Origin of the sequence: Bacillus sp. FSL R5-0416, assembly GCF_037975425.1 — a bacterium.
GTDB classification, from domain to species: Bacteria; Bacillota; Bacilli; order Bacillales; family Bacillaceae; genus Bacillus; species Bacillus subtilis.
This window is the reverse complement of sequence record NZ_CP150252.1, coordinates 874,333-887,952: the sequence shown is the minus strand read 5'-3', so window position 1 is coordinate 887,952 and position 13,620 is coordinate 874,333. Positions and strand designations below refer to the sequence as shown.

The 13,620-nt window shown below is 46.7% G+C and carries 12 protein-coding genes; 1 reads left to right on the top strand and 11 read right to left on the bottom strand.

The window, feature by feature from the left end:
* Nucleotides 1-76: 76 nt before the first annotated feature.
* The gene (gene padR, locus NYE20_RS04545) at nucleotides 77-625 is read left to right on the top strand and encodes a transcriptional regulator PadR (protein WP_003233588.1); all 549 of its coding nucleotides are present in this window, start codon (nucleotides 77-79) and stop codon (nucleotides 623-625) included.
* A 72-nt stretch (nucleotides 626-697) separates the two neighbouring features.
* On the opposite strand, the gene lnrN is transcribed toward padR, so the two are convergent.
* The 11 genes from lnrN to glvR form a co-directional block, all read right to left on the bottom strand.
* Complete coding sequence (gene lnrN / locus NYE20_RS04540) at nucleotides 698-1,855, bottom strand: linearmycin resistance permease LnrN (protein WP_038829492.1); 1,158 nt, start codon at nucleotides 1,853-1,855, stop codon at nucleotides 698-700.
* A 13-nt stretch (nucleotides 1,856-1,868) separates the two neighbouring features.
* A complete protein-coding gene (gene lnrM / locus NYE20_RS04535; RefSeq protein WP_161621437.1) occupies nucleotides 1,869-3,056 on the bottom strand; it encodes a linearmycin resistance permease LnrM in 1,188 nt (395 codons plus the stop codon).
* 12 nt (nucleotides 3,057-3,068) lie between these two features.
* Nucleotides 3,069-4,004, bottom strand: a complete 936-nt coding sequence (gene lnrL, locus NYE20_RS04530) for a linearmycin resistance ATP-binding protein LnrL (RefSeq protein ID WP_021481179.1) — start codon at nucleotides 4,002-4,004, stop codon at nucleotides 3,069-3,071.
* 142 nt (nucleotides 4,005-4,146) lie between these two features.
* Nucleotides 4,147-4,809 carry a two-component system response regulator LnrK gene (gene lnrK / locus NYE20_RS04525; RefSeq protein WP_032726622.1) on the bottom strand — a complete coding sequence of 221 codons (663 nt, stop codon included), beginning with the start codon at nucleotides 4,807-4,809 and terminating at the stop codon, nucleotides 4,147-4,149.
* Nucleotides 4,806-6,008, bottom strand: coding sequence for a sensor histidine kinase (locus NYE20_RS04520; protein WP_021481181.1), 1,203 nt, complete (start codon nucleotides 6,006-6,008; stop codon nucleotides 4,806-4,808). The genes lnrK and NYE20_RS04520 overlap by 4 nt, the downstream gene beginning before the upstream one ends.
* A 117-nt stretch (nucleotides 6,009-6,125) precedes the next feature.
* Nucleotides 6,126-6,983: a catechol 2,3-dioxygenase gene (catE, locus tag NYE20_RS04515; protein WP_064671921.1), complete on the bottom strand. Its 858-nt coding sequence runs from the start codon at nucleotides 6,981-6,983 to the stop codon at nucleotides 6,126-6,128.
* A gap of 17 nt (nucleotides 6,984-7,000) precedes the next feature.
* On the bottom strand, nucleotides 7,001-7,405 hold the full coding sequence (gene catD / locus NYE20_RS04510; protein WP_072173365.1) for a DoxX family oxidoreductase CatD: 405 nt from the start codon (nucleotides 7,403-7,405) through the stop codon (nucleotides 7,001-7,003).
* A 153-nt stretch (nucleotides 7,406-7,558) separates the two neighbouring features.
* A complete protein-coding gene (locus NYE20_RS04505) occupies nucleotides 7,559-9,373 on the bottom strand; it encodes an ABC transporter ATP-binding protein (RefSeq protein ID WP_161621436.1) in 1,815 nt (604 codons plus the stop codon).
* On the bottom strand, nucleotides 9,367-11,088 hold the full coding sequence (locus NYE20_RS04500) for an ABC transporter ATP-binding protein (protein ID WP_161621435.1): 1,722 nt from the start codon (nucleotides 11,086-11,088) through the stop codon (nucleotides 9,367-9,369). Before NYE20_RS04500 ends, NYE20_RS04505 begins: the two co-directional genes overlap by 7 nt.
* Before the next feature lie 105 nt (nucleotides 11,089-11,193).
* Nucleotides 11,194-12,777: a PTS maltose transporter subunit IIBC gene (malP, locus tag NYE20_RS04495; protein WP_003233606.1), complete on the bottom strand. Its 1,584-nt coding sequence runs from the start codon at nucleotides 12,775-12,777 to the stop codon at nucleotides 11,194-11,196.
* Nucleotides 12,778-12,791: 14 nt separating this feature from the next.
* On the bottom strand, nucleotides 12,792-13,556 hold the full coding sequence (gene glvR / locus NYE20_RS04490; protein ID WP_161621434.1) for a MurR/RpiR family transcriptional regulator GlvR: 765 nt from the start codon (nucleotides 13,554-13,556) through the stop codon (nucleotides 12,792-12,794).
* Between the last annotated feature and the right edge of the window lie 64 nt (nucleotides 13,557-13,620).

Here is a 13,620-nt window from a genome sequence, read left to right as displayed (position 1 = left end):
AGGGGAATAGGCAGTTAGAATCACAGTTGAGCACCGGCTCATCTGTTTTGCGAAACAGCCAGACACGGAGGATAGCATGAGAGTATTAAAATACGCCATATTAGGGCTTTTGCGAAAAGGCGAATTGAGTGGATACGATATTACGAGTTATTTTAAAGAGGAGCTCGGCCAGTTTTGGAGCGCCAAGCACAGCCAGATTTACCCTGAGCTCAAAAAGCTGACGGATGAAGGATTTATCACGTTCCGGACAACGATTCAGGGCACAAAGCTGGAGAAAAAGATGTACACCCTGACAGACAGCGGAAAGCAGGAGCTGCATGACTGGCTGATCCGCCACCAGCCGATACCCGAGACGGTGAAGGATGAATTTATGCTGAAGGCTTATTTCATTTCTTGTCTATCGCGCCAGGAGGCTTCTGATTTGTTCAAAGACCAGCTGCAAAAACGCCAGGCCAAGCTTTCTGACTTACAGGGAAGCTATGAAAAGCTTATGGCTTCAGCAGAGCCGATGTCATTTTCTTCACCGGACTTCGGCCACTATCTTGTGCTGACGAAAGCGCTGGAGCGGGAGAAAAATTACGTTTCTTGGCTGGAATCAATTTTAGCTATGATAGATAAGGATTAACCGCAGTTCAGGCTGCACCCATACGAATGTACCCACATGCAAAAAAACATCTGCCTAAACGGCAGATGTTTTTTAGGCTCGGAGCGCCTTAAGCCCCGCTGCGAAAGTGATTGCTGCAAAAGCAAGCAAGATGCCGCAGATTCCGAGAATATCTGTGACGCGGGCACCGTTAGCGATAATCTCCGTCAGCCCGCTCATCGCCCACTTTTGCGGAAGAAATTCAGCGATGGATTGCATAAATTTCGGTTCAATGTCGATCGGCCAATACATCCCGCTCACCATACATGTTGCGATGACAAACAAGTTGCCGAACGCAAGCTGCTGTTCTGGCGTTCTGACATTGGCCGCAATCATCAATCCAATGCCGACAACGGTCAGCAGAAAAAGCGACACCAACACCATAACCGCAGCCGGATTCCCCCAGTTGATGCCAAACAGCCAATGGGTTGCGAGAAGCAATATGCCAAATTGAATCCAGCCAATGACAAAGAAGGACAGCACATACCCAGCACCGATTTCGGCTCGGCTGACAGAGGCTGTAAGCAATCTGGACCATACGCCGTTTTTTCTTGCTTCTAAAATGGTTCCAGCCGCTCCCATCATGGTCAGCATGACAAACAGGATGGAAAACCCTGCTGCTCTGGAGGCTGTGTCACTTGCTTCCGCACCCTCTTTTTTATCACTGAGCGTCTGTCGTGTTACAGCCGGAACTGTATCTTCATGTTTTTTGGCGAAAACGGTTTTATACGCAGCCTTCCAGTTCTCTCCAGCTGTCTGCGATGCCGTTTTTGCCGCGGTCACCTGAATATTGAGCGTTGCCAATGTGCTTTCTGCATATTGTTTGACCATCGGCGCTTCCGACAGCTCAGGGCCGTGACGGAAAATCAGTTCAGGATGTTTGTCTTTTTCCAGCTGTGTCTGGAACGAGCGGGAAATGACGATGATCCCGGCAATTTTCTTTTGTTTCAGCTTTTCTGACGCTTTGCTTTCAGACATGTTTTCGAATACATACATATCATCGTGTGCCTTCAGCTGCCGAATATAATGCTGTGAGAGAATCGTATCGTCCTGATCAACGATTGCAAGCCGCACCTTATCATCATTGCCGCTGAGCATACTCCCAAATACAAAGGTAAGCAAAAGCGGGGCAGCAAACATGATCAAATAGTTCTGTGGCTTCTTAAAAATGAGAGAAAGCTCAATGCCGCAAATGGCTAGAATTTTTTTCACCTTTTGTACCTCCTTATCTTGTATGAAGCCGTCTGATACCAATTACAAGTGAACAAAAGCCGATCGCCGCAAAAAGAAGCACAGGCTTTTGAAGGTCAGCCCAGCCTCCCCCTTCCATTAAAGAAAGAAAGCCGTCAAGCGCCCAGCGATTTGGCACCGCTTTGGATACAGACTGCAAGACGTCCGGAAATTGGTACAGCGGCAGCATGGACCCGCCGAGAACCGCAAGCAATTGAATGCCGAAGCCGCCTATCGCATCTGCAGTTTTCATATCGCTGATGCACGACGCAAGCAGCATTGAAATACCAGATACAGCTGCGGCGTAAGAAAGCCCGACACTCACGAACAGCAGATTACCGCCCCAGTCCACACCAAATACATTGATTGTGACGATCAGAAATATGAAAAATTGTATGATGGCAAACAGATACGTCCCAAGCCATTTTCCGAAGAGAATGACGGATTTTTGCGCAGGCGTCATCAGCATTCTGGCAAGCGTCTCCGTATCCTTTTCCTGTAAAAATGATTTCGCCCCGACTGTGATATGAAACAGCATAAACATGCAAAGCATTGCCGCCGAATAGTATTGAAAACTGTTAACGGCTTTGCTGCCCACAGATTTTTCCGCAATAGTCAGCTTGTCACCTGTTTCTTTTTCTAGCGTCTTTGCCAGCTTTTCTGCAAACTGTGCAGGGTCAAGTTTTCCTTGCTGTACAGCTTCCGTTTTGCTGATGTAGTCCATTGAGGCTGACGCGGCTTCCTTTACCGCTTTATATTGCTCTATAAAAGAGCTTGCAGCTGTTTCGATGATGGAAGTTTTCAATGTTTGATCAGGAGCGGCATAAACAACAGCTGAGGTTTTGCCGGCTTCCCAATTTTTTGGGATGACGATACCTACATCGATTTTCTTTTCATCAAGCAGTTTTTTCATCTTGTCTTCGCTGCCGGCTTTTGTGGCCTTTATCGACTTCATTTTTTTGAGAACATCTTTTGTAAACATGTTTGCTGCATCTGACTGGTCTGATTGAATGTAGCCGACTTTGATGTCATCAATCCGGCTGCCTCCGTCAACAACTGATCCGAGCGCCGCCCCTAAAATACACGTTAGGATCAGCGGCATTAGGATAAGCATCATAAACCCTTTTCTGTCCGTGATTCTGATTTTGACATCTTTCCATGCGATCCATATGCTTTTTTTCATGGCCGTCCCTCCTCAATCCCGCAACGTGCGGCCGGTCAGATTCAGAAACAGGCGCTCCAGATTCGGTTCCTGCACCTGAAGGGACAGCAGGCTTATATGATGAGCAGCGGCTTCAGCAAGCAGACTTGTGACGACTTTCTCATGATGGGCCGCAGAAATGTCAATTTTGAGCTCTGACTCTTGGACTGTTACATCATTCACATGAGCCAGGGAACGGATCGCCAAAAGAAACGCTTCATCGATCCCGCTGACCGTGAGCTGAATGATGGTATCGCCCCCAAGGCGGCTGCACAAATCAGTTTTTGTGCCAATCGCAATCATTTCCCCCTGATCAATTATCCCGATCCTGTCGCATAAAAACTCAACTTCTTCCATGTAATGACTCGTATAGATCACCGTCATGCCCGTTTCGTTGAGCTGTTTAACCGTTTCTAAAATGTGATTTCTCGATTGAGGGTCAATACCGACAGTAGGTTCATCCATAATCAGCAGCTCGGGCTTATGCATTAAAGCCGCACCAATGTTGATTCTTCGTTTCATCCCCCCGGAGAATGTTTCAATCTTATCTTTAGCCCGCTCAGTCAGACCGACATATTCAAGGACCTCTGCCGATCTTTTTTTGGCCTCACCGTGCGTAAGTCCGTACATTTTCCCCCAAAACATAAGATTCTCATGAGCCGTCAGCGTCGGATATAATGCAATTTCCTGCGGAACAATGCCGATTTTTTGTTTCGCTTTGGCCGTTTCTTTTCCGATGACATAGCCGCCCACCGTGATGTTCCCGCTGTCATGCGGCACAAGGCCGGAAATCATCGAGATGGTTGTGGACTTCCCCGCACCGTTTGGCCCGAGCAGACCGAACGACTCCCCCTTTTGGAGGGAAAAAGAAATGCCTTTCACGATTGTTTTTTTCCCATATGCCTTTTTGATATTTTCTGCTTGCAGCACGTCGTCTCACTCCTTTTTTGATCCATTGCCATTGTAGAAGAAAGAAAGGCGTGCGGCATGTAGCGGCAGATAGAACATAGGGCATGAAAAAAAGGCCTGTAAAAGGCCTTTTCAGAGAAGCGTATATGCAAAACGTCATATGTCAAAAGACAGATACACCATATCTGACCGAGTAAATGGCGGCTTGGGTTCTGTCCCTGACAGCCAGCTTGCTGATAATATTTGAAACGTGGTTTTTGACTGTGCCTTCTGTAATGTAAAGCTTTTCGGCAATTTCTTTGTTATTCAGCCCGTACCCCAGCTCAGCCAGAACTTCGATTTCGCGCTCGGTCAGGCCGAGCAGCTCCTTAGGTTTTTCTATCTCATTTATTCCTTTCAGCTGTTTTTCACGCTTCCATTCATTCAGCATTTGAGCAGTCAATTCCGGCGGAAGCACCATTCCGCCAGAATGAACAGTCATCACCGCTTTTACAATCGTATCTGCCGACATATCCTTCAGCAGGTACCCGCTTGCTCCTTCTTCAAGCGCTTCAGCAATCAGCGCTGAATCCTTAAAGGTTGTCAGCATCAAAACCTTTACGCCTGGCAGCGAGCTTGTGATTAATTTTGTTCCCTCCACCCCGTTGGAAACCGGCATGCGGATGTCCATTAACACGATATCCGGCTCCAGCTCTTTCGCCTTTTCGAAGGCTTCCTGTCCGTTTCGCGCCGTTGCGATCACATCGAGCTCTTCTCGGAGCTGGAGCAGGGATGCCAGCCCTTCTCTGACGATATCCTGATCGTCGGTAATGATGATCTTAATCATGATAAACTCTCCTTTTGCTGCACGGGCCTGAAGCTCCATTTTTTATTGGCAAGTGAAAATTCTGCATTCACAGTAAATCCTTGATCCTGTTCGCTTTCAAAGCGGATCATTCCGCCATGTTCCGCTGCCCGCTTTTTCATATTCAAGAGACCAAAACCAAGTGCTGCCTCGGGATTGCCTTTGCCGTCATCCTTAATGACAAGGCTGATGCTGTCCGTTGTGCAGGCAAGCTGTATCGAACAGGCTGTGGCGCCGCCGTGCCGTTTGGCATTGGTCAGTGCTTCCTGCACCGTTCTGATCAGGGTCGGATGGAGAGACAGCGGGATGATTGCTGGATCACCGCTGACCGCAAATTCTGTTGTGACTCCTGCATTTTTGCAAAAGTCCTCTGTCAGCTGTTTCAGCGATTCGATTAGCGAAGGATCGTTTTCAGTTTGCAGAGTGCGTACTGATAAGCGGACATCATCAAGCGCTTCACGAGCAAGTGTTTCACAGACACCTACTGTCTCATCCGCTTTTTGGCTGTCTCTTTTTTGCCATTCACGCAAAAGCTGCAGCTGGACAAGAAGGGCCGTCATTTTATGCCCCACTGTATCATGGATTTCCCGCGCCATTCTGTTCCGCTCGTAAATGGCAGTCAGCTCTTCAACTTGCTTCGCATATAAATGGAGCTCCTGATGTGCGGCAGAAAGCGCCAGATGGGACTCCGTCAGTTCCTGAAACTGCTGTTTTGCCGTATCCTGAGCCTCCAACAGCTTGCGGATTAATTTGCCCACGACACCGCAGAAGACAACGAATGTCATGCTGATGCAATGATCCATCACATATTCATCACCAAGCATATGATATGTGCGTAATAGAACAATCAGCCACATCATAAAACAAAAACACAGGACAGACCATACCGTTTTTCGGTCAAATCCCTTCAGAAAAAAGGTAACAGCAACCGGGCTGAGCAATGTAATATATAAACCTGTACCCGGAAACATGAAACCGAACGAAAAGCCAACTGCAATATCAATTAGACAAAAAATAATTGCATATTTCTGTACCCTTAATAAGAGATGATTTGCTAAGAATACACTCGCACCGCCAGCGATGAACAAATACTCAAACCAGCTGTCATCCTCTACAAGAAAAAAATAAACCGAACAGCTTACCATTAAGGTGAAAATCCTAGTAAAAAAAAGAGCCTTCACGCTCATCACTCCCGATGCCCAATTCCCTTCTTATCATACCTGCCTGAGGGCATTTTTGACAGGAGTTTCTGGAAAATAAAAAATCCCTCTGCCGTTTTTTCGGCAAGGGGATTGCAGTTAAATCACAAATGTAATATAGGCGCCGGAAACAGGGTCTTTCACACGAAAACTGTTTTCCGTCTCTTCAATCGAATACCCGGCATGTTTGACTCGGTTCGCCACTAAAACCAGCTCCTCTTGGTGAGGCAGGACAACAGTGTAATAGTCTAGTCCGCTGGCATTTGTCGGTTTAGGCGGCGCATTTCTTCCCGCCCAAATGTTTAAGCCGATATGATGGTGGTACCCCCCGGCTGAAACGAAGAGGGCGGACATGCCCGCATAGTTTCCGACAATGTCAAAGCCCAGTACATCTGTATAAAACGCCTTTGCTTCTTTCAAATCACTGACATGCAGATGAATGTGTCCGATGATTGTATCGTTCGGAAGCGATGTTTTCCGCTCATCTCCTGCCTCTTCCAGAAGGCCCTCAATGTCAACAGCGGTTGTCGTCATGACATAGTTTCCTTCCAGATCACGCTGCCACGTGCTGCGGGGGCGGTCAGCATACATTTCAATGCCGTTTCCGTCAGGATCAGACAGGTAGAGCGCTTCGCTGACAGCATGGTCCCCATGTCCGATAGCAATGCCGTGTTCAATCAAGCGGGCGAGCGCGATCCCAAGTTCCTTCCTGTCCGGAAGAAGAATCGCAAAGTGATAAAGGCCTGTCACAGACCGTTCAGGCAAGACGACAGCGCTCGGATTTTCTTCAAGAATAAGCAGTACGCGTTTCCCGTCAGCCGTTAATTCAGCTTGGCGATCCGTCTTTTTTAAGACTTGAAAACCGATGACGTTACAGTAGAACTGAAGCGAACGCTCCAGACTGCGAATTGTGAGTTTGGCATAGCCAATGTGTGTATCCTCATGAATGCTGGTCATGCTGCATGCCTCTTTTCTTATGCTGAAACGTTTCCGTTCTTTTTTCCTTTAAACACAAATGGGTCCAGCGCCAGGAATCGACTTCCAGTAAGCGCCAGGTGAATGGATGTCAAAAGCAGAAGGTAATCAAATTCTGCATTGCCCATGAATGGCGCTTTCAGCTTAACAGTGATGATGGCGCCGATCAGTGTAAGAGCGAACAGTACACCGACAATACGTGTAGCCAATCCGAAGAAGACCAGCACTCCGCCAATGAGTTCAATCGCTGCGATGACATACGCCATAAAGCTTGGAAGGCCTATGCTGCCGAAAAATTGGATGGTGCCCTCCATTCCCTGAAACTTTGATAAACCGTGAACAAAAAAGATAATACCTGTAATAATCCTTAAAAGTAATGTGCCAATTTCAAATGATTTATTCATTTTATCCTCCTTGATAAATGTTATCACTTACTTAATGTAAGCTAGTATATATACATAACTTGTTTACGTCAAGTAATTTTGTTACATTTTACGAAAATGAAATAAAAGTACTATAAATCTGTAACAAAAAAGACCTCTGTGCAGGACAAAGGTCTATTTCTCAAATTGGCTTTCATATAAGTCACCGTAAAATCCTTTTTGCCGAATCAGCTCGTCATGGCTGCCTTTTTCAATCATTTCACCGTCTTTTAGCACCACAATCTGGTCCGCTCTTTGAATGGTGTTCAGCCTGTGGGCAATGATGACGCTTGTTCTTCCTTCCATTAAACGGGCGAGCGCTTCTTGAATGTTGACTTCTGTTACGGTATCAATGTTGCTTGTCGCTTCATCCAAAATGAGAAGAACCGGATCGGCAAGCACCGCCCGCGCTATAGAAATCAACTGCTTCTGTCCTTGACTGATGCCCGAACCGTTTTGCGTCAGCACGGTGTCATACCCTTTTGGCAGCCTTTCAATAAAACTATGGGCATTCGCTGTTTTTGCAGCGGCTTCGACTTCCTGATCAGAAGCATCGAGCCTGCCATAGCGAATGTTTTCTCTGATCGTTCCCTGAAATAAGAAAGAATCCTGAAAAACAAACCCCATGTTTTTTCTGAGGCTTGCTCTAGTAAGGGTTTTAATATCTGTACCGTCGATTAAAATTTTTCCTTCGTTAGGCTCGTAAAAACGGGCGAGAAGGTTAGTGACGGTTGTCTTCCCCGCCCCCGTCGGCCCGACAAACGCGATGGACTGCCCGGCAGGCACGGTAAACTGTAAATGCTTCAGCGTCTGCTGCCCTTTATCGTAACCGAAGGACACATCCCGGAATTCAATGCTGCCTGTTTGGATGGGCTGATGCACGGCGTTCTTTTCATCCTCGCGCTCTTCTTTTTCATCAAGCACGTCAAACACCCGTTCAGCGCCGGCGATTGCGGACAGCATCGTATTAAACTGGTTGGCCAGATCGTTTAAAGGGCGTGTAAATTGTCTTGAATACTCGGCAAAGACGACGATGGAGCCGATCGAGATCCAGCCTTTCAGCGCAAACAAACCGCCGATTGCCGCTATCATTGTAAAGCTTAAGTTATTCAAAGAGTTCATGACCTTCGGGATAAACCCGGAAATCGTCTGCGCCCAAAAGCCCGACGTCTTGAGTGCAGCGTTTTTTTCGAGAAATTCAGCAGTAATCTGCTTCTCACGTGAATATGCTTTGATGACCTTTGCGCCTGAAACAGATTCCTCAATATACCCATTCAGATCACCAAGGTTTTTCTGCTGTTCTTTAAACAGCTTTCCCGTTCGGTTGGTGATCCATTTCAGGCTCGCTGCCATCACCGGAATAATGGTCAGCGTAATCAATGTAAGGAGCGGGCTCATGTACAGCATCACCGCAATCGTCCCGACAAAGGTGATCACGCTTGACAAAATTTGAATGACTGACGTGTTTAAGGTAGAACTGACATTTTCGATGTCATTCGTCACCCGGCTCATCAGCTCGCCGTGCCGCTGTTTATCAAAAAATGGAATCGGCAGCTCATGCAGATGGGTGAACAATTCGCTTCTCATTCTGAAAACCGTGCCCTGCGAGATCGTAATCATCCAATAGTTTTGAAACCAAAGCGACAGGGACTGAATGATATAGATAGCGAGCAGAAGAAGCAAAACGGGAATCAAGCCGCTGACCGTTTTCCCGACGATAAAATGGTCAATGGCCTTTCCGATCACAAAGGGGCCAAGGAGCCCGAATATCGCGCTGATGACAACCATCAGCATGACAAGTATGAGCAGTCCTTTTCTTTCAGCCAAGTAAGACCAGATTCGTCTCAGTGTGCCCTTTGTATCCTTTGCTTTCGCCCGCTTTTTCGCGCCTTCTTTTTTGTCAATTGGCAGTTTGGGATATTGGAAAGGCTTGCGGATGTCTTTTAGCATGACTCGCTCCCCTCCCTTCCGAATTGTGACTCGTAAATGCGCTTGTATAACTGAGATGCAGAAAGCAGCTCACTATGAGTGCCTTTTTCAATCAGTTCGCCGTCCTCAAGCAGCAAAATCTGATCAGCTTTCATCGCCGTGGTTATTTTTTGTGTAATGATCAAAGTTGTGCAATGGTATGTGCTGATTGCTTCAAGCAGCTTCGCCTCCGTTTGCAGATCAAGCGCGCTTGTGCTGTCATCTAATAGAAGGATAGCCGGTTTTCGAATCAGTGCCCGCCCAATGGAAATTCGCTGTTTTTGGCCGCCGGACAGGTTGACGCCTCTTTGCCCCAAAACTGTGTCATATCCATTTGGGAGCTTCAAAATCGTTTCATGAATTTGCGCATGTTTGGCCGCATCCATTATTTCATCTAGTGAAGCATTTTCTTTGCCCCAAGCGATGTTTTCTTTGATTGTGCCGGAAAACAAGAGGACTTCCTGAGGTACATATCCAATTTGCCTGCGCAGCCCTTCAGCCGGAAAATCTTGAACCGGCTTTTTATCTATGTAAATGCGGCCTGAATCCGGCTGATAAAGCCGCGGAATGAGCTGAAAAAGCGTGGACTTGCCCGAGCCCGTCGCACCGAGAATCGCGATCGTTTCTCTTGGTTTTACAGAAAATGAGACATCCCTGAGCGCTTCTCTGTCCATTTCAGGATAGCGAAAGGATACATGCTGAAACTCAATCCGTCCTGACAAACGATCAGATATGATGCCTTCCTCCCGCTCATCGCCTTCTGTTTCAAGCACCTCGCCGATTCTATCCCCTGAAGCTTTCGCCCTGGTGAAAATCATAATCAAAAATGGAAACATCGAAAGCGCGCCTGTAATTCGTGTTGCGTAGTTAATTATCGCAACAACATCGCCAACCTGAGTGCTTCCGCTCGTGATACTGTAGGACCCCGCCCACAAAATCAAAAGGATGCAGAGATTCATCAAAAGCATCAGTACAGGCATCGTGAATTCCACAAGCTGAAAGGCCGAAACCGTTTTTTCCATCAGCCTTGTGTTGGCTTTGATAAATCGTTTGACTTCGTGGCTGCCGCGAAGCAGCGCTTTGATCAGCTTGATTGCAATTAAATTTTCCTGCATGATAGTGTTCACTTGATCCAGCCTTTTCTGCACTGAGCGGAACAGTGCCCCGCCTTTCCTTAATACCCATAGCAAAAACAAGATCAGGATCGGAATGGTCACAAGCAGAAAAAAGCCGAGTTTCACATTAACGGCAAGCGATAGCACAATGCCGCCTGCAATCATTAAGGGAGCCCGCAGCATAAACCGCAAACTCATAAAAATCATATTTTGAACCTGTGTGACGTCGTTCGTCAGCCTTGTAATATAAGAAGAGGACGAAAACTGTCCAAATGTGGAATAGGAGAAGGACTGGATTTTTTGAAAAAGCCCTTTTCTCGTATCATAGGAAAAGCTTTGGCTGACATGGGCGGCATAAAAGGAATTCAGCATCCCCGCCGCAAAGGATAACACGGTCAGCCCGATCATGACCGTGCCCCATATCCATACATGCCGCAGATCTTGCTTCAATATCCCATCGTCGATGATTTTTGCAATCAATAAAGGCTGCATCAGTTCAACTGCAAGCTCCGTCAACATAAGAATCAGAGCAATTCCCGCCAGCAATGAATATGGTTTTAAAAACGACAAAGCCTTTTGCATGTAAAAGCCTCCAAACCCCTTTTTACTCGATTGTCTCTTTCTTTACTTTACTATGGCGGTCTTTTTGACGGCAAACGAAAACCCTCCCGAAAAGGAGGGCAGTCTTTATTGATTCAATATTTTTTCCACACGCTCCCGCATCTGCGGTACGCTTAATCCGATAATTACCTGAAACGCCTTCCCGTTCCTGACAACGCCGTGTGCGCCAAGCGCGCGGAATACGCTGTCGGGTTCAACCTTTGTTTCATCCTTGACACTGACTCTGAGGCGGGTGGCGCAGTTTGTGACTTCAGTGATGTTGTCTTTTCCGCCCAGCGCTTCAATATACAGAAAAGCGGTGTCATCAGCCGTTTCAGCAGCGGAGGCCGTTTCATCCTTGTTTTTTCGTTCTCTGTATTCCTTTTTCGAATACAGCTTTGTTTCCTGCTGTTCATCCTTTTCCCGTCCTGGTGTAGCGATATTGAATTTGAGGATTAAAAATCTGAAGACGAAAAAATAAATTGCTGTAAACGAGAGCCCGATCAAAATTTGATACACATATGTCATACCGTGGCTGCCAAAGAGCGGAATCCAGTTCAAGGTCACCGCCTCAATCAGTCCGCCTCCCATATTTCCGACGACGCCGGCCATATACATAACTGTCGACATTGTGGCGGCAAGCACGGCGTGAACCGCAAATAAGAAAGGTGAAATGAATAAGAACGTAAACTCAATTGGCTCTGTAATACCGGCGACAATCGCTGTCAGTGTGACAGGAATCAGCAGCCCTGCGACGAGTTTTTTCTTTTCCTTTTTGGCTGTCACATAAAAAGCCAGGGCGATACCCGGAATACCGAAGATTTTCGAGTTGCCGTGAAGCGCGAATCCGCCTTGCGGAAAGAGCTCCTTCAGCGGTTTGGCGCTTTGCGAATATTCGCCGAGATGCTGTGCCCAATACGTGACGATCCCGCCTTCCGCTACAGCCGGGCCATAAATAAACGGCGTGTAAATAAAGTGATGAAGGCCGGTCGGAATTAAAATCCGTTCCAAAAACGTGTATATCCAAACGCCCACCGCCCCAGAAGCAACCAGGAAGCTTTGAAGCGAGCCGATTCCCGATTGAACCATCGGCCAAATATAAGACACAGCCAAGGCAATTGGGATCATAATAAAGAAGGAAATCATCACGATATATGTTGAGCCTTGAAAGATGCCGAGAAAATCGGGCAGTTTTTTATCAAAATAGCGATTATGCAAAAAGACGACAATCGAAGAAATAAAGATCGCTCCGATAATGTTGGTATCGAGCGTTTTTATGCCCGCAATCATCGTTAACCCGCTCGTTCCGCCGACCTCTTGATTCATGTCGACGCCAAATGCTCCTCCCCATACCGTCAATATCGCGCTGACAAAATAGTTGAATGTCAGGTAGACAGTAAGCGCTTCCAAACAAGCGCGTGCCTGAGCTTTCTTCGCCAAAGCAACCGGGATGCCAATGGCGAATAAGAGCGGCATTTGGTTAAAGACAGTCCAGCCGCCCTGCTCAATGATATACCAGCACTGATACCAAAAACCGTCAGGATCGGCGAGCGGTCCCATGAGGGTTTTATTTTTAAAGAGCGTGCTGATACCGACGATAATGCCGGCGAACGCGAATAATAAAACAGGCACAAACATCGCGCTTCCAAAGCGCTGAATTTTTTGCATCATACCAGAACCCCCTGCTACTCATTGTCTTTTTTTTCTGCCTCTTTGTAATCAACATATGCGCGGAACAATGCTTCGCCAACGAGAAAAAACGGTGCAAAAGCGACAATTTCCGTTTTATCGCTTAATGTCACAGGTTTGCTTGTCGCATAAAGATTATGCGGAGTCAGCTGGGCGAGGACATTGTTTTTTAAATTCGTAATGGAAATAAAGGGAATACCCTTTGCAGAAAGCATTCTTGCCTGAGGAATCAGCTCCGGTGTTTCTCCGGAAAGAGAAATGATGATAAACAGATCGTTCACTTTAAAATCCCCGCGCATCAGATTAAATTCATTCGTGTCTTCAATCAAAATAAGATAGCGATGACGCGGAATAAACATTCTTTGCAGGTCGCGGGCGCATATCTTTTGCGCATTTCCAGAACCGTAGACGAAAATGCGGTCAGCTTCATCAATCAGCTGGCACATGTCCGTCATGTCCTTTGTCCTTAAGAACTTCAAATTTGCTTCAATATCATCAAGCAGCTTTTCAAAACTCATACTCTCGCCTTCTTCCGGCTGATCTTCCCACTTTAAAAAGACGCGAAATTCACTGTAGCCACTGAAACCGAGCTTTTGGGCAAGCCGTAAAATTGAGGAACGCGATACACTGCAAGCTTTGGCCAGCGCATCGATTCCAAGGTGATAGCATGTGTGCTTATGATTCAATATATATTTTAAAATATGAAAATCGTTGTCATTCAATTTGCTGTAGTGCTGATTGATCAGTTCTTCGAGCTGCATATCAGATCCCCCCATTTTCTTTCTATTATATACAATTACAGATTCGAAAATGGGGGAATTTCAG